The following is a 20,274-nucleotide window of genomic DNA, read 5'->3' as shown; positions in this document are numbered from 1 at the left end:
CGGCCGTGCTGAGGGGCGCGACCGTTCTGCCTGTGAAGGCGCATCTCCCGTGTTCGATCACCGCATCCACGGAGCCTTCGCATGCCTTCCGGCACCCTCCGCACCCCTGCCGTTTCCTCTTCCGCCGCCCCGCCCGCCGACGGGCGTCCCGTAGGCGACGCGCCACCGCGCATCGTCGCCCGCCGCCCGCTCGGCCGGTGGGCGGCCGCCGTCGTCGTCCTCGTCCTGCTGGGTCTCGTACTCCGCTCCGTCGCCGGGAACGACGCCTTCCGGTGGGACCTCGTCGCCGCCTACTTCCTCACCACGCCGGTCCTGAACGGTCTGCTGCTCACGCTCTGGCTGACCGCCGCCGTGATGGTCCTCGGCTTCGCACTGGGCACGCTGCTCGCCACCATGCGGCTGTCCGCCAACCCCGTGCTGCGCGGCGTAAGTTCGGGGTACATCTGGCTCTTCCGGTCGATGCCGATCCTGGTGCAGCTGCTGTTCTGGTTCAACATCGGCGCGCTCTACCCGACGATCCTGGGCGTCAGGACCGTCCATCTGCTCGCGCCGCCCGCCATCGCCGTCCTCGGCCTGACCCTCCACGAGGCCGCGTACGCCGCCGAGGTGGTCCGGGCCGGGATCCTCTCCGTCGACCGGGGGCAGACGGAGGCCGCCCAGTCGCTGGGGCTCGGCCGGTGGCGGCGGCTGCGCCGGATCGTGCTGCCGCAGGCCATGCGGTCGATCGTGCCGCCCGCCGGGAACATGCTGATCGGCACCCTCAAGGGCACCTCCGTCGTCAGCATGATCGCCGTCAACGACCTGCTCTACTCCGTGCAGCTCATCTACCACCGCACGTACCAGGTCATCCCGATGCTGATGGTCGCCACCGTCTGGTACGTGATCATCACCTCGCTGCTCGGCATCGGCCAGCACTACGTCGAGCGGCGCTACGCCCGCGGAACGGCCGGTGCCCGGTGAGCGCCGCGCCGCGCGGGGCCGGGCGCCCCGCCGTGGTCGTCGTCGGCGCCGGGCCCCGCGCCACCGGTCTCATCGAGCGGATCGCCGCCAACGCCCCCGAGCTGTACGGCGACGCCCCGCTCGACCTGCACCTCGTCGATCCGTACCCGCCGGGCGGCGGCCGCATCTGGCGCCGCGACCAGTCGCCGCTGCTGTGGATGAACTCGCTGCCCGACGACTCCACCCTCTTCACCGACGACACCGTGGAGATGGCCGGTCCGGTGCGCCCGGGCCCGTCGCTCGCCCAGTGGTGCGCCGCGGTCCGCTCCGGCGGCATCCGCGTCACCCCCGACGTCGCCGCGGCCGTCGCCGCCCTCGGCCCGCGCGACTTCCCCGGCCGACGGCTCCAGAGCGCCTATCTGACCTGGGCGTACGAGCGTGCGGTGGCCGCGCTGCCGCCGCGGATCGCCGTCCATGAGCACCGGCGGCGCGCGGTCCGCCTCGCCGGGCCGGCCGACGGCCGCCAGCAGGTGTGGCTGGAGGGCTGCCCCGCGCCGCTCACCGCCGACGCCGTGGTGCTCGCCCTCGGGCACCTCGACGCCGAACCCGACGCGGGGCAGCGGGAGTTCGACCGGTTCGCGAAGCGCCACGGGCTGACGTATCTGCCGCCGGGCTTCACCGCCGACGCCGGCCTCGGCGGGCTGCGGCCCGGCGAGCCGGTGCTGGTCCGCGGGTTCGGCCTCGCCTTCATCGACCTGATGGTGCTGGTCACCGAGGGCCGCGGCGGCCGGTACACCGAGGCCGTCGAAGGAGGGGCCGGGGAGCTGACCTACCACCCGTCGGGCCGCGAACCGGTGCTGCACGTCGGGTCGCGGCGCGGCGTCCCCTACCGCTCCAAGATCGGCTACGAACCGGACGCGCCCCGCCCGCCGCTGCCGCGGTTCCTCGGCCCCGCCGAGGTCGACGCGCTGCTCGCCCGGCCCGGCGGCTTCTCCTTCGACGCCGACGTCCGCCCGCTGATCGAGGCGGAGCTGGGCTTCGCCCACTACCACCGCCTGTTCGCCGCCCACCCCGAGCGCACCCGGATGCCCTGGCCCGCCTTCGAGCGCCGGTACGCCGCCGGGGACGCGGCCGCCCGCCGCGCACTGGCCGAGGAGGCCGTACCGGACGCGGCCGACCGCCTCGACCTCACCGCCCTCGACCACCCGCTGGCCGGGCTGCGCCTCCCGGACGGCGACGCCCTCCAGGACGCGCTGCGCGCCCACATCGAGGCCGATCTGACTCGCCGTCACGATCCGGCGTACAGCCCCGACCAGGCCGTTTTCCTCGCGCTGCTCTCCGTCTACGGCCAGCTGATCCGGATCGGCGACCGCGGCCCCTGGTGGCACGGCTTCTTCAGCTATCTCGCCTCCGGGCCGCCCGGCCCCCGGCTGCGGCAGCTGCTCGCCCTCTCCCGCGCCGGACTCGTCCGCTTCCTCGGCGCCGACACCACCGTCACCGCCGACGCGGTCACCGGACGGTTCACGGCCCGGTCGGCGACCGTGCCGGGCGCCGCGACCCCGGCCCGGGCGCTGGTCGAGGCGCGGCTGCCGGAGCCGACCGTGGCCCGCTCCGCCGACAGTCTGCTGCGCGCCCTGCACGCCGACGGCGCCGCCGCGACCCCCGCCGGACTGCTCGCCGTGGACCCCGCCGACGGCCGCGTCCTCGACCGGGCGGGCCGCCCGCACCCGCGCCGTTTCGCCCTCGGCCCGCACACCGACGCCCGCTCCGGCGGCGCCTTCACCCGACCCCGTACCAACGCCCCCGCCTTCCGGCAGAACGACGCGAGCGCGCGGGCGCTGCTCACCTTCCTGACGGAGCGTGCGGCCCCGCCCGCCGCGCGGCCCCGCACCGCCCGTACCGCCACCCGCGAGGACCGCCATGCCGCTGACCGCTGAACCACCCGCCGCCACGGCACCCGCACCGCCCGGAGACGCTGCGGGTGGCGCCCGTACGCCACCCCTGGCGCTGGGTCGCCGTCGCCGTGACCGCCGTGCTCCTCGCACAGTTCGTCCACGGGCCGGCCACCAACCCGGCCTGGGAATGGGGGGTGTTCGCGCAGTACGTCACCGCGCCGGCGGTGCTGCACGCCGTCGGCACCACCCGCCGGCTGACCGTCCACGGCACCGCGCCGGGCTTCGCCCTCGGCTGCGGCAACTGCGCCGGATCGTGCTGCCGCAGGCGACGCGCGCCCTCGCGCCCCACGCCGCCAACGGGGTCATCTCCCTCTTCAAGGGCACCTCGATCGTCTCCGTCATGGCGATCGGCGAACTCTTCCACCAGGCCCAGGTCATCCACGGCCGCACCGGCCGCGTCGTCCCGCTGCTGAGGGTCGCCACCGTCTGGTACCTGCTGCTGACCAGCGCGCTCTCCGCCCTCCGGCACCACGTCGAACGTCACTTCGCCAAGGGAGCCACCCGATGAGTCCACAGCCCGCGATGGTCGAGGTCCGCGCCGTCCGCAAGAGCTTCGGCCCGCTCGACGTCCTCAAGGGGGTGGACCTGCGGGTCGCCGCCGGTGAGGTCACCGTCGTCATCGGCCCGTCCGGCTCCGGCAAGTCCACCCTGCTGCGCACCCTCAACCATCTGGAGAAGGCCGACAGCGGCACCGTCACCGTCGACGGCACGCTCGTCGGCTACCGCCGCTCCGGCGACAAGCTGTACGAGCTGCGCGAACGGGAGATCCTGCGGCAGCGCACCCATATCGGCTTCGTCTTCCAGGACTTCCACCTCTTCCCGCATCTGACGGTGGTGGAGAACCTCACCGAGGCGCCCGTGGCGGCGCTGCGCCGCTCCCGCAAGGAGGCGACCGCCACCGCGCTGGCGCTGCTGGCGCGGGTGGGGCTGGCCGACAAGGCCGACGCCTATCCGCGGCAGCTCTCCGGCGGCCAGCAGCAGCGCGTCGCCATCGCCCGCGCCCTGGCCCTGGAGCCCAAGCTCCTCCTCTTCGACGAGCCGACGTCCGCCCTCGACCCGGAGCTGGTCGGGGAGGTCCTCGACGTCATCAAGGACCTGGGGCGTGCCCGTGAGGTCCCGCCCTCCGGGCGGACGACGGGACCTCACGGGCACGCCCCAGCCCGGCAGGGCACCACGATGATCGTCGTCACCCATGAGATCGGCTTCGCCCGGGAGGTCGCCGACACCGTCGTCTTCATGGACGACGGCCGCATCGTCGAACAGGGCCCACCGTCCCAGGTGCTCGGCGCGCCCCGCGAGGCCCGCACCCGGGCCTTCCTCTCCAAGGTCCTGTGAGATGCCCGGCCCCCGAGACACCGCCCCGAGGAACCTCGCCGTGAACCGCCGCCGGGCGCGTCCGTCGTGTACCACGTGAACACCGCGGGGCGTACGCAGAGCATCGGGCGGTTCTCCGGGGGCGGCGACGTCGTCCGGGGCACGATCGCCGCCACCACGAAGAAGGGCAGCGGACTGGTCGGCGCGTACGCCGCGGCGCTGCGCGCCGTCATCGCCGACGGCAGTTACCGCGCGGTCCTCGACCACTGGGGACTGGGCGCCGAAGCCCTCACCACCTCGCAGATCAACCCGCCCGGCCTGCCCCGGACGCACTGACCGGCACCCCTATCGGAAGGCAACCCCCATGGCCTCACCCACACCGCAGCGGCGCCCGATCCCGCTGGCCATCGCCCTCGACGGCCCCCCGGTCACCGGCCGCCCGGCCGCCCCGGAACGCTTCGACGCGTCCGGCCACCTCCGCCTGGTCCGCCTCGCCGAGCGCGGCACCCTCGACTTCGTCACCCTCGGCGACGCCTTCGGACGGCCGGGCCCCGACGCGCTCGCCGTCCTGTCCCGGGTGGCCCCGGCCACCGCACGCATCGGCCTCGTCCCCACCGTCACCACCACCCACACCGAGCCCTTCCACGTCGCCACCTCGATCGCCACCCTCGACTGGGTCAGCGGCGGCCGGGCGGGCTGGCAGCCCGAGGTGTCGCTCTCCGCGGCGGAGGCGGCGCTCTTCGGCCGCCGCCCGGCGCCCGCGCCCGACGCGGCGTGGCGGGAGGCGGGCGAGGTCGCGGAGGTCGCCGCCCGGCTCTGGGACAGCTGGGAGGACGATGCCGAGATCCGCGACCGGGCCGGCGGCCGCTTCATCGACCGCGACAAGCTCCACTACGCCGACTACGCCGGGGAGTTCTTCTCGGTCCGTGGCCCGTCCATCGTGCCCAGGCCCCCGCAGGGCCGACCGCCCGTCGTCATCGACGCCACCGGCAGCGGGCCCGAGGGCGCGACCGTACGGCAGGTGGCCGCCGCACACGCCGATGTCGCGCTGGTCCGCGCCCAGGATCCGGGCACCGCCTCCGCCGCCCGCGACGACCTGCGCTCCCGCGCCCGCGCGCTGGGCCGCGACCCGGACCGGCTGCTCGTCCTCGCCTCGGTGGAGATCGAGCTGTACGCCTCCGGGGACGCCGTCGCCCTCGCCGAGCTGATCGGCGACTGGTACGCCGACGGCGCGGCCGACGGCTTCCATCTGCGCCCCGCCGAACCGGCCCGTGATCTGGGCCTGCTGGTCGACGGCACCGTCCCGGTCCTCCAGCACCGCTGCCTGCTCCGCCGCTTCTACCCGGGCGCCACGCTCCGCGAGCACCTGGGCCTGCCCCGCCCCGCCAACCGCTACGCCCGCGCCCGAGAGGTCTCGCGATGACCGCCGCCCCGCACCCGTCCGACCCGTCCACGCCCCGGCAGATCCATCTGGCCGCGCACTTCCCGGGCGTCAACAACACCACCGTCTGGGACGACGCCCCGCCCGCCACGGGCCGGGGCGCCGCCCGCCATCCCTCGCTCGGCAGCCAGATCCGGTTCGACTCCTTCGTCCACCTCGCCCGGACCGCCGAACGCGGACTCTTCGACTTCTTCTTCCTCGCCGAGGGGCTGCGGCTGCGCGAACACAAGGGCCGCATCCACGACCTCGACGTCGTCGGCCGCCCCGAGTCGCTGACCGTGCTGACCGCGCTCGCCGCCGTCACCGACCGGCTGGGCCTGGCCGCCACCGTCAACGCGACCTTCAACGAACCGTACGAACTGGCCCGGCGGCTCTCCTCGCTCGACCACCTCAGCGACGGCCGGGCCGCCTGGAACGTCGTCACCACCTCGGACGCCTTCACCGGCGAGAACTTCCGCCGCGGCGGCTACCTCGACCGCGCCGACAGGTACGCCCGCGCCGCCGAATTCGTCGCCGCGGCCCGGGAGTTGTGGGACTCGTGGAGCGGCCCGGCGCCCGAGCCGGTCCGGTACCGCGGCGCCCACTTCGACCTCGCCGGGCCGTTCACCCTGCCGCGCTCCCCGCAGGGCCACCCCGTCATCATCCAGGCCGGGGACTCGCCCGAGGGCCGGGACTTCGCCGCCGCCACCGCCGATGTGATCTTCACCCGGCACAGCGGGCTCGCGGCGGGCCAGGCGTTCTACGCCGACGTCAAGGGGCGGCTCGCGGCCCACGGGCGGCGGCCGGACGACCTCAAGATCATGCCGGGGGTGACCTTCGTCCTCGGCGACACCGCCGCCGAGGCCCAGGAGCACGCCGCCGAGATCCGCCGACGGCAGATCTCCCCGCAGAACGCCCTGCTCGCCGCCGAGCAGATCTGGGGCGCCGACCTCTCCGGGTACGACCCGGACGGGCCGCTGCCGGACATCGATCCGGACCCGCACTCGGAGCTGGCGCAGGGCCGCGTCAAGATCGCCGACCCGGCGGCGGTGGTCGCCAAATGGCGGGCGTTGTCGCAGGCCAAGGGGTTGTCGCTGCGTGAGACGGTGATCGAGACGACCGGGCGGCAGTCGTTCGTCGGCACTCCGCAGGCGGTCGCCGCGGAGATGGACGCGTTCGTCCGCGCCCGGGCGGCCGACGGGTTCATCCTCGTCCCGCATCTGACGCCCAACGGGCTCGACCCGTTCGTCGACCGGGTCGTCCCGCTGCTCCAGGAGCGCGGCGTCTTCCGCACCGAGTACACCGGCAGCACCCTCCGCTCCCATCTCGGTCTTCCGGAAGCTGTCACTCCGGTATGGCAGGGTGAGGCGTCATGAACACCGGCACGGACGCCCGCGCGGCGTGGCAGACCTGGCGCGAGCACCGCGTCACCGACATCTCCCGGCCGTACGGGCCGCTGGCCCTGACCGGCACCCACTGGCTCGCCGACCACCCCGACGGCCGGATCCCGGGACTGCCGGGCCGCTGGGACGACGACGGTGACGCGGTCGTCCTCCACGCCACTCCGGCCGACGGCCTCACCGCCGACGGCACCCCGCTCGATGGTGAGATCCGCCTCGGCCCGGACACCGGGCCCGAGTCCGCCCGTATCGCCCACGGCGACCGGCGCCTGCCGGTGCTGCGCCGCGAGGGCCTGTGGGCGGTCCGCGACGTCGACCCCGCCGCGCCCGCCCGCCGCGACTTCACCGGCATCGACACCTACGACCACGATCCGCGGTGGGTGGTGCCGGGCCGCTTCCGCCCGTACGAGGAGAGCCGCGCGGTACGGGTGCCCAACGCCGACGGCGTACGGCGGGAGCTGGGGCTCGCCGGGGAGCTGACCTTCACCGTGGACGGCGCGGAGCACGCGCTCCAGGTCGCGGTCGAGGGCGACGGGTCGCTGTGGGCGGTCCTCGCGGACGCCACCAGCGGCACCGAGAGCTACCGCTTCCGCTTCCTGCGGCCCCCGGCGCCCGCCGCGGACGGCACCGTCACCGTTGACCTCAACCGCACGCTGCTGCCGCCGTGCGCCTTCGCCGACCACTTCATCTGCCCGTTCCCGCCGCCCGGCAACACCCTGCCGTTCGCGCTGCGGGCGGGTGAGCGGAACCGTTCCGGCGCCTGATCCGTCCCACCGCCGACCGAGGGGGTCAACCGCCGTCCCGGCACACCCGTGAGGGCCTGCCGGGGCGGCGAACTCCGTGCTGCCCGGAGGTGGTTGGCGCCGGTCCGGCTTCCCCCTTGCGTATCACGGCCCTCTTGCGCGGCGGTCGGATCCATCCGAGACTCCCGTCAGCGCTTGTCAGGGGCACGCTAAAGCGATCGTGCGGAAGTGCGGATTTCGGCGCGCCGATTCCCGCGCGTGCCCCTCGGCTGCGCCTCACGGGCCGCCGCGGGCGGCCCACCGATCCCCTCGGAGGAATCACGTGAGGAACGAGCGCACCATTCCCCGCAGCGGCGTGCAGAGACGCACCCGACTGCTCGCCGTGGCGACCGGACTGCTGGCCGTGGGGGCCATCGCCGTCCCGTCCGCCAACGCGCAGAACCCCGCGCCCACCACGAAGTACAGCGCCGCCCAGCTCTCCGCGGCCGGCTCCGCGGTCCGCGCCGCGGACGTCGCGGGCACCGCCTGGTCGGTCGACCCGGTGGGCAACGAGGTGGTCGTCACCGCCGACAGCACCGTCTCCCGGGCCGATCTCGCGAAGATCGAGCGCGCGGCGGGCAGCAACGCGGGCGCCGTACGCGTCGAGCGGACACCCGGCACCCTGCGCAAGCTGATCTCCGGCGGCGACGCCATCTACGCGCCGAGCTGGCGCTGCTCGCTCGGCTTCAACGTCCGCAGCGGCAGCACGTACTACTTCCTGACGGCGGGTCACTGCACCGACGGCAACCCGCCCTGGTACAGCAACTCCTCGGGCTCCACGAGCATCGGTCCGACCGCCGGGTCCAGCTTCCCCGGCAACGACTACGGCATCGTGAAGTACACCGGGTCGGTCAGCCACGAGGGCACCGTCGGCAGCCAGGACATCACCAGCGCCGCCACCCCGACCGTCGGCCAGTCCGTCACCCGCCGCGGTTCCACCACCGGCATCCACAGCGGCACGGTCACCGGCCTGAACGCCACGGTGAACTACGGCAACGGTGAGATCGTCTCCGGTCTCATCAAGACCACCGTCTGCGCCGAGCCCGGCGACAGCGGCGGCCCGCTCTACTCCGGGTCCACGGCTCTCGGCCTGACCTCCGGCGGCAGCGGCGACTGCACTTCGGGCGGTACGACGTACTTCCAGCCCGTCACCGAGGCGCTCAGCGCCTACGGCGTGAGCGTCTACTGATCCCCTCGGGGCGGCCTGGCTCACCGCTCCTGATCTGCTGATATCGGCGTACGGCCGGATGACGGTCCGGACCGGGCCGGGACCCTGCCCGCCGGCGGGCAGGGTCCCGGCCTCCCGTGTTTCCGGCACCGGATGACGCCCGCTGCTCCGGGCATACCATGGTAAAGAGCGTAAAACACCCGGAGTGGCAGAGGTCAGTCAGGGGGCCGTGATGCTGGAAGAGCTGGTGAGTGGCGGGGTAGCCCTCGCCTCGGTGGGCGTCGTCTATCTCCTCGCGGCGGCGCGCGTGGTCAAGCAGTACGAACGCGGAGTGGTCCTGCGGCTGGGCCGACTGACGTCGGCGGTCCGCGGCCCCGGCTTCACCATGATCGTCCCGGGTGTCGACCGGATGCGTAAGGTCAACATGCAGATCGTGACGATGCCGGTGCCCGCGCAGGAGGGCATCACCCGCGACAACGTCACCGTCCGCGTCGACGCCGTCGTCTACTTCAAGGTCGTGGACGCCGCCGACGCCGTCATCGCCGTCGAGGACTACCGCTTCGCCGTCTCGCAGGTCGCGCAGACCTCGCTCCGCTCCATCATCGGCAAGAGCGATCTCGATGATCTGCTCTCCAACCGCGAGAAGCTCAACCAGGGCCTCGCCGTGATGATCGACAGCCCCGCACTGGGCTGGGGCATCCAGATCGACCGGGTGGAGATCAAGGACGTATCGCTGCCGGAGACCATGAAGCGGTCGATGGCCCGCCAGGCGGAGGCCACCAGGGACCGCCGCGCCCGCGTCATCAACGCAGACGCCGAACTCCAGGCGTCGAAGAAGCTGGCCGAGGCCGCCCAGGCGATGTCCGGCCAGCCCGCCGCGCTCCAACTGCGGCTGCTCCAGACCGTGGTGGCCGTCGCCGCCGAGAAGAATTCCACACTGGTCCTGCCCTTCCCTGTGGAGCTCCTGCGCTTCCTGGAACGCTCCGGCCTCCAGGCCCAGGCCGAAACGGCCCGCGCCGAGGCGGCGACCGGTACCTTCGGCCGGGTCCCGCCCGCGTCGACCGGCGCGAGCGCCGACGGGGCCGGCGACCATGCCCTGGAGGACGGGACAGTGGGACCGGTCGAGCCGGTCGAGGACGTGGGGGAGATCAAGGATGTCAGCGGCGTCATCGAGGACATCGGGCGTGTCGCGGACGTGGAGAAGGGTGACACCGGCGAGGGCGGCCGGGGCGCGGGGGCCTGAAACCGGGCGGTGAGCGCCCGAAGCCGGACGGGTGAGCGTGACCCGTCCGGCTTCTTCTGTGCCCGGCCGACACTCCTGAGCGGCACGGAGAAAGCGGGTGCCTCGGTCCCAGGTCGTAAGTGCCGGAAGGTCAACTGACCCGCGCCGGACGGCGATACGGCCCGGACGGCGACCCTTCACCGACGCGCGGGCCCCATGGCGACAACGCCACGGGGCCCGCGCATGTCTCTTCGTGCGGGCGGCGCCGGTGGCGTCCGCCGGTCATGAACTGAGGGATTTCGGCCAGGGGGCGCAGTCGTGTGGCCGGGGAGAGCCGGAGGTCGGGGCGGCCGGCAGTGTCCGCACTCGGGACGGACGTGCGCGGATATCGGTGTGACCGGCGGGTGGGGAAGCGGTGAACTCCCGGAGGCGAGACCGGAACTCGGTCTTGTGCACGGGTGAGACGGGTGGGAATACTCGGCGGCGCACGTTGGCATGGACGCGACTTTCCGGGGTGTCGTGCGGGAAGCCGTCCGTCCGTGACCTGCTCCCCCCCCACACTCTCCGGGTCCGTGTCCCCCTCGCGGGCCCTTCCCCCCACGGGAGGTACCGAGTTGAAGCACCGTCGCATACCCCAGCGCCGCGCGGTCCTGGCCGGCGCGGGAGCACTGGCTCTCGCCGCCACCGCCACGCTCACTCTGCACAGCGCCAACGCCGCAACCGTCCCGCAGTCGGCGAAGCTCTCCCCGGCGGCGGCGACCACCCTCGCCTCGCAGGTCAACTCGGCGGGCACCGCCGGTTCGTACTACGACGCCCAGGCCAAGAAGCTCGTGGTCAACGTCGTGGACGACGCGGCGGCCAAGTCCGTACGGGCCAAGGGCGCCGAGGCCAGAATGGTCACGCACTCGATGGCCCAGCTGGACTCGGCGCGCAGGACGCTGAAGGCCGATGCCACCATCCCCGGCACCGCCTGGGGCGTCGACCCGCGGACCAACAAGGTCGTGGTGACCGCCGACCGCACGGTCAAGGGTGACTCGCTCGCCAAGCTCACCAAGGTCACCAAGGGCCTGGGCGACAAGGTGACGCTCCGCCGGACCCAGGGTGCGCTGAAGCCGCTGGTCGCCGGCGGCGACGCGATCTGGGGCAGCAGTGCCCGCTGCTCGCTCGGCTTCAACGTCGTCAAGGGCGGCCAGCCGTACTTCCTGACCGCCGGTCACTGCGGCAACGCGGTCAAGAGCTGGTCCGACCAGCAGGGCGGTCAGGAGATCGCCACCACCGAGGACTCGACCTTCCCGGGCAACGACTTCTCGATCGTCAAGTACACGGGGGACACCGACCACCCCAGCGAGGTGGACCTCTACAACGGCAGCGCCCAGAAGATCACCAAGGCCGCGGACGCGACCGTCGGTGAGAAGGTGCAGCGCAGCGGCAGCACCACCCAGGTGCACGACGGCACGGTCAAGGCGCTCAACGCCACCGTCAACTACCAGGAGGGCACGGTCGAGGGACTGATCCAGACCGACGTCTGCGCCGAGCCCGGCGACAGCGGCGGCGCCCTCTTCGACGGTGAGTCCGCCCTCGGCCTCACCTCCGGCGGCAGCGGCGACTGCTCGCAGGGCGGCGAGACCTTCTTCCAGCCGGTCCCCGCGGCCCTGCAGAAGTACGGCGCCGAGATCGGCTGACGCTCCACCGGACCGCGCGCCCGCCGGGCCTCCCGGCGCGGTGTGACGGTGCCCCCGGCCCCCGGACGTGTACGGCGTCCGGGGGCCGGGGCGCGTCCGGGGCGGTCAGAACGCGAAGACGGTGTTCGCGGCGGCGCGCAGTTCACAGGAGTTGGCGAAGGTGTGCGTGTACGTCACCCGCCTGCCCTGCCAGACGCCGTCCGCCGTCACCACGACCGGGTCCCACTCCCGGGTGCACGCCCCGGTGCCGTCGGTGCGGGTCACCCGGTCGAACTCGCCGCCCGCCGCGCGCAGCCGGGAGCAGGCCCCGGCGGGCAGGGGGTGCGTACCGGACGCCTTCGGCGTACAGCTCAGCGTCACGGCGCGCTGCACCGCGGTGTCCGCGCGGTGTTCACCGTGGCCGACCGTCAGGACGAGGGCGGTCGGGGCGTAGAGCTCGGCGGACCGGGCCGGGGTGTGGTCGGTGGCCGGGGCGACGACCGCGACCGGGGTGGTGGTGACCGGTGGGGTGGTGGCCTGCGCGGTGGAGGCGAGCGTGCCTATGACCAGTGCCGCGCCGAGCGCGACGCCTCCAACGATGTACCGCATTGCGAACACTCCTTTGCCTGTAGGTGCAGATGTCGGACGGGAGTCTGGCTCAGCAGCCGGGCGCCCGCATCTCGATCGTTCACTTTGAGTCGATGGATGAACGCCGTGGGTAGTGGCGCGAAGGTTGTGGTGAGAGTGTGGAGACCCGGCGCCGGAACGGTGCCTTCGCTGTTGGTGCGGGGCCGTCGCCCTCCCGGCCCGCTCGCGCGGCGGGGGAGCGGATCCGGCCGTCACCCCCGGCACCGGTCCCCGCCCGGCGCTCCCCGAATGGCCCGAAGGTGGTGCGTACGGGGAGGTGGGGCGGCCCGGATGCGGCGGTTCCGGGCCCTGGCGGCCCCCGTCCCGTCCGCTCAGGCACGCGGTGTCACCGGCGCCAGCGTGTTGTTCCGGCGGTCCCGGTCGCGGAGCGCCGCGAGGATGACGCTGAGCAGTACGCCGCCCACGGCCCAGGCGGAGAGGACCAGCAGTGACGAGGTCAGGCCGTTGCCGCCGAAGTAGGCGAGGGAACGGGACGCCCAGGTGCCCGCGCCCGGTGGCAGCGCGGGGCCGATCGCCCGCCAGAAGGGCGGCAGCAGCGGATACGGATATGCGCCGCCCGCGCTCGGGTTGCCGAACACCACGATCACCAGGATCGCCAGCCCGATGCCGATGACGCCCAGCAGGGTCTGGAACGCCAGGGTGGTCGCCCCCACCGCGAAGACGATCAGTGCGCCCAGCCCCCACAGCCCGAACAGGCTGCCGGGCAGCGCGTTCAGCACCGGGCCGATCACCACCGCCCCGGCCAGCCCGGCGAGGAGCGAGTAGACCGCGAGGGCGCCCAGCCGGATCACCGCGCGGGCGGTGTTCGCCGGGCGGGCGCCCGCGCTGATCGCCAGGATCGCGGCACACAGATATCCGCCCACACACCACCCCACGACCAGGTAGAACGACGACAGGCTGCGCGAGTCGCCGTCCGCCGCGGGCCGTACGTCCTCGGTGCGCAGGGTGCGGCCCTCTGCCCTGTCCGCCGCCTTGACGACCGCCTCCGTCGCCTGCGACAGCGCCGCCCCGCCGCCGCTCGCGACCAGGAGCCGGTCGGTGGTGGAGCGCGGGTCGACGACCAGCGCCGCGTCGATCTTCCGGTCCCGCAGCTGCTGGAGCGCCACCTCCCGGGACGGCAGCGCGCGCGGGTCCAGGGGGGAGCCGGGCAGCCCGTCGAGCTTGGTCACCAGCGCGCCGCGGGCCTGCGCGGGCGCGACCACGCCGAGCGCGATATCGGTCGGCTTCGGCGCGTGGAAGGCGCCGGCGTAGGACGTGATGAACGCGACCATCAGGCCGAGTACGCCGGTCACCAGCAGCGCGGCGCGGATGCTCACCGCGCTCCGTACCTCCTGGAGGAAGGTCATCCGGGTGCCGTCGTCGGTCGTGGCCATGGGCCGCTCCTCGCCGTGTCGCGCCGGTGCTCGTACCCGGCTGTGCTCCCACATCCTCCGGTCGGCGCAGGCATCGCGCAGAGCGGGCGGGGCCGAACGACGGAGGCGCCGGACGGCGGGTGGCCGCCCCACGCCGGGTCACCCGAATCCCGTACTCGTACGAACGTTCGAATGAGGGGTTATGGTGGAGGAAAGCGGGAGACGCGGACAGCCGGGGGGCGGATGAGGTGCAGGAGGTGCGATGCCGGGGTTCACGCATCTGCACACCGCGTCCGGGTTCTCCCTGCGCTACGGCGCCTCCCGCCCGGAGGTGCTGGTCGAGCGCGCCGCCGAGCGGGGTCTTGGTGCCCTCGCGCTGACCGACCGGGACGGCCTCTCCGGCGCCGTACGGTTCGCCAAGGCCGCCGACCGCGCCGGGATCCGCCCGCTCTTCGGCGTCGACCTCGCCGTCGCGGACCCCGCCCCGGGCACCGCGCCCCGCCGCCGCACCCCGGTGCGCGGCGGCGCCTTCGTCGACGAGTCCGCGCCTCGCGCCGTCTTCCTGGCCCGCGACGGCGCCACCGGCTGGGCCGCCCTGTGCCGCCTGGTATCGGCCGCCCACGCCACCGGCGGCGACCGGCCGGTTCTGCCACGGGCGGCGCTGGGGTCCGCGCCGGACGGCCTCCTCGTCCTGCTCGGGCCCGACTCCGACGTCGGCCGGGCGCTCGCCGCCGGCCGCCCCGACCACGCCACCCGCCTCCTCGCCCCCTGGCGCGAACGGTACGGCGACGCGCTGCGCCTGGAGGCCGTCGACCACGGACGGCCCGGCTCCGGGCCCGGATCGCTCCGCCTCGCCGCCCGCACCCTCGGCCTCGCCGTCGACCAGGGCGTGGCCGCCGTCCTCGCCAACGCGGTGCGCTACGCCGACCCCGGCCAGGGACCGGTCGCCGACGTCCTGGACTCCGCCCGCCGCCTGGTGCCCGTCGCCCGCCGCGCCGCGGCCCGGGACAGCGGCGAGCGCTGGCTCAAGGACGCCGCCGCCATGGCCCGCGCCGCCGAGCGGATCGCCGGGGCCGCCGGTTTCCGGCGCGAGCGCGCCCACCGCCTGCTCGCCCTCACCGAGGAGGCCGCGGACGCCTGCCGGGTCGATCCGGCGGACGACATCGGGCTGGGCCGCGTCCACTTCCCCGAGGCCCGTCTCGTCGGCGCGGCGCACCGCACCGCCGCCCGCGTCCTGCGCTCGCGCTGCGCCGCCGCGATGGTGCTGCGCGGCTACGACCGCGACCGCGCGCGCTGGGAACGCCTCCACGACGAGCTGCGCACCATCGAACGCCTCGGCTTCCCCTCGTACTTCCTGACCGTCGCCCGCGTCGTCGACGACGTGCGGGAGCGGGGCATCCGCGTCGCGGCCCGCGGCTCCGGTGCCGGATCGTTCGTCAACCATCTGCTGGGCATCGCGCAGGCCGACCCCGTCGCCCACGGGCTGCTGATGGAGCGCTTCCTGTCCGAGCGGCGGGTGGCGCTGCCGGACATCGACATCGATGTCGAGTCCGCCCGCCGCCTGGAGGTCTACCGCGCGATCTTCGACCGCTTCGGCGCCGAGCGCGTCGCGACGGTCGCGATGCCCGAGACCTACCGGGTGCGGCACGCGGTACGGGACGTCGGCGCGGCGCTGGGCATGGACCCGGCGCGGGTGGACCGGCTCGCCACGTCCTTCCCGCACCTCCGCGCCCGCGACGCCCGCGCCGCGCTGGCCGAGCTCCCGGAGCTGCGCGGGGTGCGGGAGAGCGCGAGCGAGCGGCTGTGGGAGCTGGTCGAGGCGCTGGACGCACTGCCCCGCGGCATCGCCATGCACCCCTGCGGCGTGCTGCTGTCGGACGCCTCGCTGCTGCGCCGCACCCCCGTCGTGCCGACCGCCGTGGTGGCGCCCGGCGGACCCGGCGGCGCGGCCACGCCGCTGGCGATGTCGCAGTTCGACAAGGAGGACGTGGAGGATCTGGGGCTGCTCAAGCTCGATGTGCTGGGCGTACGGATGCAGTCCGCGATGGCGCAGGCGGTCGCCGAGATCGGGCGGGCCACCGGCCACCGCCCCGACCTGGACGATCCGGCGCAGGTCCCGCCCGGCGATCCGGCCACCTACGAGCTGATCCGTTCCACCGAGACGCTCGGCTGCTTCCAGATCGAATCGCCCGGCCAGCGCGACCTGGTGGGACGGCTCCAGCCGGCCACCTTCCACGACCTGGTCGTCGACATCTCGCTGTTCCGCCCCGGCCCCGTCGCCGCCGACATGGTGCGGCCCTTCATCGAGGCCCGGCACGGCCGCGCGCCCGTCCGCTACCCCCACCCCGACCTGGCGGAGCCGCTGCGTGAGACCTACGGCGTGGTGGTCTTCCACGAACAGCTCATCGAGATCCTGCGGATCATGACCGGCTGCGGGCGCGGCGAGGCGGACGAGCGGCGGCGCGCGCTGTCCGATCCGGCCCGCCGGGACGAGACCCGCGCCTGGTTCGCGGAGCGTGCCGGGAAGCGCGGCTACCCGCCCGCGGCGACCGCCCGCACCTGGGAGATCGTCGAGGCGTTCGGCGCGTACGGATTCTGCAAGGCGCACGCGGTGGCCTTCGCGGTGCCGACGTACCAGTCCGCCTGGCTCAAGGCGCACCACCCCGCGGCCTTCTACGCCGGGCTGCTCACCCACGACCCGGGGATGTACCCCAAGCGGCTGCTGCTCGCGGACGCCCGGCGGCGCGGGGTGCCGGTGCTGCCGCTGGACGTGAACCGGTCCGCGATCACCCACCGCATCGAACTGGTGCCCGGTCAAGGGGGTGTCGCGGTCTGGGGCGTGCGGCTCGCGCTCGGGGACGTCCACGGGATGAGCGGGGCCGAGGCGGAGCGGATCGTGGCCGGGCAACCGTACGTTTCGCTCCAGGACCTGTGGCAGCGGGCCCGGCCCGGCCGTCCGGTCGCCGAACGCCTCGCCCGGGTGGGCGCGCTGGACGCCTTCGGCGCCAACCGCCGCGATCTGCTGCTCCACCTCTCCGAACTCCACCGGCGGCAACGGCGCGTCCCGTCCGGCCAGTTGACGCTGCCCGCCCGGGGCGCGGACGGTGCGGATCCGGTTCCCGATCCCGTCGAGCCCACCGGGCTGCCCGACCTCACCGACGTCGAACGCATCGGCGCCGAGCTGGGCATCCTCGGCATGGACGCCTCCCGCCATCTGATGACCGATCACCGGGAATTCCTCGCGGAGCTGGGCGCGCTGCCCGCCCGGCGGCTGCGTGACGCCCGGCACGGCGAGACGGTGCTGGTCGCCGGGGCCAAGGCAGCCACCCAGACCCCGCCGATCCGCTCCGGCCGCCGGGTCGTCTTCACCACCCTCGACGACACCACCGGCCTGGTCGACTGCGCCTTCTTCGACGCTCCCCCGGGCCCTGGCGGTCCGGGAGGTACCCCCTCGTCTCTCGATGCGTGCGCGCACACCGTCTTCCACTCCTGGCTGCTGCTGGTGCGCGGCACGGTCCAGCGGCGCGGTCCGCGCAGCGTGAGCGTGGTCGCCACCGCCGCCTGGAACCTCGCCGAACTGGCCGAACTCCGCCGCACCGGCGGCCTGGAGGCGGTCACCGCCCGCCTCGCCGCCCCCGCGCCCCCGGCCGACGCCCCCGCGGACGCCGGACGCACCCTCCGCCTGGAGACCGGCTACACCCTGCACCCGTGGGCCGACCTCCGTCCCGCGGGGGAGGCGGGCGCCGCCACCGGGCGCAAGCTCTGGCATGCGAGTCCGGGGAGTGCGGGATGAGTGCCGATCCGCGTTCGGAGGGGCGGCGTTCGGAGGGCGCGCGCCCGGCCGGCCCGCGCCCGGCCGGCCCGCGCCCGGCCGACCCGCGTACCGAGGCCCCGCACCCGGAGGGCTCACGCCCCGAGGCCCCGCACCCGGAGGGCTCCCGTCCGGCTGTCCCGCACCCGGAGGCCGCTGCTCCGGACGCCCCACCCCCCGGCCTCCTCCACGTACGATTCGCCACCGCCTCCGGCGACCAGGCCGACGCCGGACTGTACGGGCAACTGCTCGCCCTGCTGGGCGAGTTCACGCCCGTGGTGGAGGCGGCGCCGCCGGATGCCGCGCTCGCCGACGTCCGCGGTGCGCGCCGTTATTTCGGTACCGACGCCGCCGGTATCGCCGCCCTGGTCCGGCTGCGTGCCCTGGCCCGGTACGGCGTCCGGTGCACCATCGGCGTTGCCGGTAACCCGCTGCTCGCCCGGATGGCGGCCCAGGACGCCCCGCCGGGCGGCATCCGGACCGTGCCGGGGGACGGCCCGTCGATCGCCGTGTTCCTCGCCCGCCGCCCGGCCGTCGCCCTGCACGGCGTGGGCCCGGCGGCCGCCCGTGCCCTCGGCGCCCACGGTCTCGACAGCGTCGGCCGGATCGCCGCCGCGCCGCCCGCGACCCTCCGGCGCATCCTCGGCGCGCGGACCGGCCGCACGGTGTACGACCGGGCCCGCGGCATCGACCCGACGCCGGTCACCCCCCATCCGGCCACCCGCTCCCTCGCCGCCGAACACCGCTTCCCGTACGACGAACTCGACCCGGACCGGCGTCGCGCCGCGCTCCTCGCGCTCGCCGACGGCCTCGGCTCCGGGCTGCGCACCACCGGCCGGGCGGCCCGCGCGCTCACCCTCACCGTCCGCTACGCCGACGGCACCTCGACCACCCGCACCCGGCGGCTGCCCGAACCGACCGCCCACGGTCCCGCGCTGACCGCCGCGGCCTACGCGCTGCACGCGGCGCTCGGTCTCCAGCGGGCCCGGGTGCGGGCGGTGGCGCTGCGCGCCGAGGACCTGTGCGGGGCCGAACGCGCCACCCGGCAGCTGATGTTCGACCCGTCCGGCGGCGCCCCCGACGACCGGGCCCGCCGCATCGAGGCCGCCGCCGACCGGGCCCGCGCCCGCTTCGGCGCCACCGCCGTCCGCCCGGCGGCCGCACCCCCGCCCGTACGGCACGGCCCCGGTCCGTACGGTGAGGGCGGGCCCGTACGCCACGACCCCGGACGCTGAACCAGTCCGGGGTCGCATCGCGCAGGTCAGGCGCGTACGTGCAGGTCAGGGCGGGTCGCGCCGCTCAGGCCCGTAGCCGTCGCGCCGTCAGGAAGACGAACGACGCGACCGCCAGCACCAGCGGCAGGAGCAGCAGCGCGCCCGAGAAGGCCAGCACGCCCGTGGTCAGGACGGCCGAGCCGAGGACGCCCCACCACAGCCAGGTGCGCCGCTCCAGCAGCACCAGCGCCGCGCCGAGACCGGCCAGGGTCACCGCCGCCAGGCAGGTGGCGGTCGCCCGCATCAGCAGGTCCAGGTCGGCGCCGCCGAACCCGGCGGCCACCCCCAGCAGCGCGCAGGCGCAGCCCAGTACCGCCAGCGACCGGCGCGGCACCTCGCCCGGCCCGCAGCCCTTGGCCAGTGCCCGCGGTGCGGCCCCGTCCCGGCCGAGCGCCGCGCCGAGCCGGGAGGCGCCCGCCAGATACGAGTTGACCGCGCCGAAGGTGAGGAAGAGCGCGGCCACCGCGGCGACCGGCCGTGCCGCGGCGCCCACGCTCCGGGTGAGCAGCACCGTCAGCGGGGTGTCGGTGTCCGCCGCGGCCGGGCCCAGCACGCCGATGGTGACGACCGCGAGGCCGAGGTAGAGCACGGTGATGGTCAGCAGGGTGTTGCGGGTGACCTTCGGCAGGTCCCGGGCCGGGTCGGCGAATTCCCCGGACAGATGGCTCGCCGCCTCCCATCCGGCGAACGCGAAGAACAGCACCGACGCCGCCGACCCCACCGACGACCACCCGCCCGGCAGGAACGGCGTGAAGTGCGCGGCGCTCACCCGCGGCGCCGAGGCCAGCACCGTGCACAGCAGCACCGCGGCCAGCCCCGCGCCGAGCAGCAGCTGCACCCGGCCCGACATCCGCAGCCCGACCGCGTTGGACGCCAGCGCCCCGGCGATGACCAGCCCGCCGACGACGGCGGCGCCCGCCTCGCCCCAACCGGCCGCGTCCGCCACGTACGTGCCGCCGATCCAGGCGGCCGAGACCACCCCGATCGGCACCGCCCCGTAGAACCACCAGCCCACCGTGGCCGCGGCGCGCGGCCCCATCGCGCGGTGCACATAGGTGGCGACCCCGCCGCCGTCCGGATGGCGGGCGCCGAGCGCCGCGAACGACGCGGCCACCGGGACGCACATGGCGAGCAGCAGGATCCAGGCGAGGAGCGAGGCGGGTCCGGCGGCCGCCGCGGCCAGCGAGGGCAGGGTCAGCACCCCCGGCCCGAGCACGGCACCGGCGCACAGCGCGGTGCCGCCACCGACGCCCAGCCGCCGTACATGCGGCGGCCGGACGGCGGAAAGCGATGTCTGTTGTACGGTCACGGTGGGCGAAGTTATCCGG

The 20,274-nt window shown here is 74.9% G+C and carries 15 protein-coding genes and 1 pseudogene; 13 read left to right on the top strand and 3 right to left on the bottom strand.

From position 1 onward, the window contains the following. Positions 1 to 81: 81 nt before the first annotated feature. The 11 genes and pseudogenes from OG422_RS05980 (at position 82) to OG422_RS05930 (ending at position 11,882) form a co-directional block, all read left to right on the top strand. Positions 82 to 960 carry an amino acid ABC transporter permease gene (locus tag OG422_RS05980; RefSeq protein WP_405740549.1) on the top strand — a complete coding sequence of 293 codons (879 nt, stop codon included), beginning with the start codon at positions 82 to 84 and terminating at the stop codon, positions 958 to 960. After that, the gene (locus OG422_RS05975) at positions 957 to 2,876 is read left to right on the top strand and encodes an FAD/NAD(P)-binding protein (RefSeq protein ID WP_405740546.1); all 1,920 of its coding nucleotides are present in this window, start codon (positions 957 to 959) and stop codon (positions 2,874 to 2,876) included. Before OG422_RS05980 ends, OG422_RS05975 begins: the two co-directional genes overlap by 4 nt. Beyond that, positions 2,860 to 3,402 (top strand): annotated as a pseudogene (locus OG422_RS05970) (ABC transporter permease subunit). Before OG422_RS05975 ends, OG422_RS05970 begins: the two are co-directional and overlap by 17 nt. Continuing rightward, on the top strand, positions 3,399 to 4,229 hold the full coding sequence (locus OG422_RS05965; RefSeq protein ID WP_405740543.1) for an amino acid ABC transporter ATP-binding protein: 831 nt from the start codon (positions 3,399 to 3,401) through the stop codon (positions 4,227 to 4,229). Before OG422_RS05970 ends, OG422_RS05965 begins: the two are co-directional and overlap by 4 nt. A 75-nt stretch (positions 4,230 to 4,304) precedes the next feature. Continuing rightward, positions 4,305 to 4,544: a hypothetical protein gene (locus OG422_RS05960; protein ID WP_405740540.1), complete on the top strand. Its 240-nt coding sequence runs from the start codon at positions 4,305 to 4,307 to the stop codon at positions 4,542 to 4,544. Between the two features lie 28 nt (positions 4,545 to 4,572). Continuing rightward, positions 4,573 to 5,631, top strand: a complete 1,059-nt coding sequence (locus OG422_RS05955) for an LLM class flavin-dependent oxidoreductase (RefSeq protein WP_143940203.1) — start codon at positions 4,573 to 4,575, stop codon at positions 5,629 to 5,631. Then, a complete protein-coding gene (locus tag OG422_RS05950; protein WP_405740537.1) occupies positions 5,628 to 7,004 on the top strand; it encodes an NtaA/DmoA family FMN-dependent monooxygenase in 1,377 nt (458 codons plus the stop codon). Before OG422_RS05955 ends, OG422_RS05950 begins: the two co-directional genes overlap by 4 nt. Beyond that, on the top strand, positions 7,001 to 7,792 hold the full coding sequence (locus OG422_RS05945) for a DUF1684 domain-containing protein (protein WP_405740534.1): 792 nt from the start codon (positions 7,001 to 7,003) through the stop codon (positions 7,790 to 7,792). Before OG422_RS05950 ends, OG422_RS05945 begins: the two co-directional genes overlap by 4 nt. A 301-nt stretch (positions 7,793 to 8,093) precedes the next feature. Further along, entirely contained in the window at positions 8,094 to 8,999 is a 906-nt protein-coding gene (locus tag OG422_RS05940) for a S1 family peptidase (RefSeq protein ID WP_405740531.1), read from the top strand. A 211-nt stretch (positions 9,000 to 9,210) separates the two neighbouring features. Beyond that, a complete protein-coding gene (locus OG422_RS05935; RefSeq protein ID WP_405747654.1) occupies positions 9,211 to 10,221 on the top strand; it encodes a slipin family protein in 1,011 nt (336 codons plus the stop codon). 593 nt (positions 10,222 to 10,814) lie between these two features. Continuing rightward, positions 10,815 to 11,882 (top strand): S1 family peptidase, encoded by a 1,068-nt coding sequence (locus tag OG422_RS05930; protein WP_405740528.1) that lies wholly within the window; start codon positions 10,815 to 10,817, stop codon positions 11,880 to 11,882. A gap of 105 nt (positions 11,883 to 11,987) precedes the next feature. Here the strand turns inward: OG422_RS05930 and OG422_RS05925 are convergent, their stop codons facing one another. Both OG422_RS05925 and OG422_RS05920 read right to left on the bottom strand, forming a co-directional pair. Then, entirely contained in the window at positions 11,988 to 12,470 is a 483-nt protein-coding gene (locus tag OG422_RS05925) for a subtilase-type protease inhibitor (RefSeq protein ID WP_405740525.1), read from the bottom strand. Between the two features lie 350 nt (positions 12,471 to 12,820). Then, complete coding sequence (locus OG422_RS05920) at positions 12,821 to 13,882, bottom strand: DUF3533 domain-containing protein (protein WP_405740522.1); 1,062 nt, start codon at positions 13,880 to 13,882, stop codon at positions 12,821 to 12,823. Between the two features lie 241 nt (positions 13,883 to 14,123). On the opposite strand from OG422_RS05920, the gene OG422_RS05915 reads away from it, so the two are divergent. Both OG422_RS05915 and OG422_RS05910 read left to right on the top strand, forming a co-directional pair. After that, positions 14,124 to 17,654, top strand: coding sequence for a DNA polymerase III subunit alpha (locus tag OG422_RS05915; RefSeq protein WP_405740519.1), 3,531 nt, complete (start codon positions 14,124 to 14,126; stop codon positions 17,652 to 17,654). After that, positions 17,651 to 18,907, top strand: coding sequence for a hypothetical protein (locus OG422_RS05910; protein ID WP_405740516.1), 1,257 nt, complete (start codon positions 17,651 to 17,653; stop codon positions 18,905 to 18,907). Before OG422_RS05915 ends, OG422_RS05910 begins: the two co-directional genes overlap by 4 nt. Before the next feature lie 64 nt (positions 18,908 to 18,971). Here the strand turns inward: OG422_RS05910 and OG422_RS05905 are convergent, their stop codons facing one another. Next, the gene (locus OG422_RS05905; protein ID WP_405740513.1) at positions 18,972 to 20,255 is read right to left on the bottom strand and encodes an APC family permease; all 1,284 of its coding nucleotides are present in this window, start codon (positions 20,253 to 20,255) and stop codon (positions 18,972 to 18,974) included. Positions 20,256 to 20,274 lie beyond the last annotated feature (19 nt).

It is taken from the genome of Streptomyces sp. NBC_01525 (assembly GCF_045040405.1).
In the GTDB taxonomy this organism is placed as follows: Bacteria; Actinomycetota; Actinomycetes; order Streptomycetales; family Streptomycetaceae; genus Streptomyces; species Streptomyces benahoarensis.
This window is presented reverse-complemented; position numbering and strand designations above follow the sequence as displayed.

What these genes read in the sequence shown, in the direction of transcription:
- OG422_RS05935 (WP_405747654.1), top strand. Translation starts at nt 9,211, where the DNA reads ATGCTGGAAGAGCTGGTGAGTGGCGGGGTAGCCCTCGCCTCGGTGGGC.
- OG422_RS05915 (WP_405740519.1), top strand. Translation starts at nt 14,124, where the DNA reads ATGCCGGGGTTCACGCATCTGCACACCGCGTCCGGGTTCTCCCTGCGC.
- OG422_RS05920 (WP_405740522.1), bottom strand. Translation starts at nt 13,882, where the DNA reads ATGGCCACGACCGACGACGGCACCCGGATGACCTTCCTCCAGGAGGTA.
- OG422_RS05950 (WP_405740537.1), top strand. Translation starts at nt 5,628, where the DNA reads ATGACCGCCGCCCCGCACCCGTCCGACCCGTCCACGCCCCGGCAGATC.
- OG422_RS05910 (WP_405740516.1), top strand. Translation starts at nt 17,651, where the DNA reads ATGAGTGCCGATCCGCGTTCGGAGGGGCGGCGTTCGGAGGGCGCGCGC.
- OG422_RS05945 (WP_405740534.1), top strand. Translation starts at nt 7,001, where the DNA reads ATGAACACCGGCACGGACGCCCGCGCGGCGTGGCAGACCTGGCGCGAG.
- OG422_RS05955 (WP_143940203.1), top strand. Translation starts at nt 4,573, where the DNA reads ATGGCCTCACCCACACCGCAGCGGCGCCCGATCCCGCTGGCCATCGCC.
- OG422_RS05965 (WP_405740543.1), top strand. Translation starts at nt 3,399, where the DNA reads ATGAGTCCACAGCCCGCGATGGTCGAGGTCCGCGCCGTCCGCAAGAGC.
- OG422_RS05980 (WP_405740549.1), top strand. Translation starts at nt 82, where the DNA reads ATGCCTTCCGGCACCCTCCGCACCCCTGCCGTTTCCTCTTCCGCCGCC.
- OG422_RS05925 (WP_405740525.1), bottom strand. Translation starts at nt 12,470, where the DNA reads ATGCGGTACATCGTTGGAGGCGTCGCGCTCGGCGCGGCACTGGTCATA.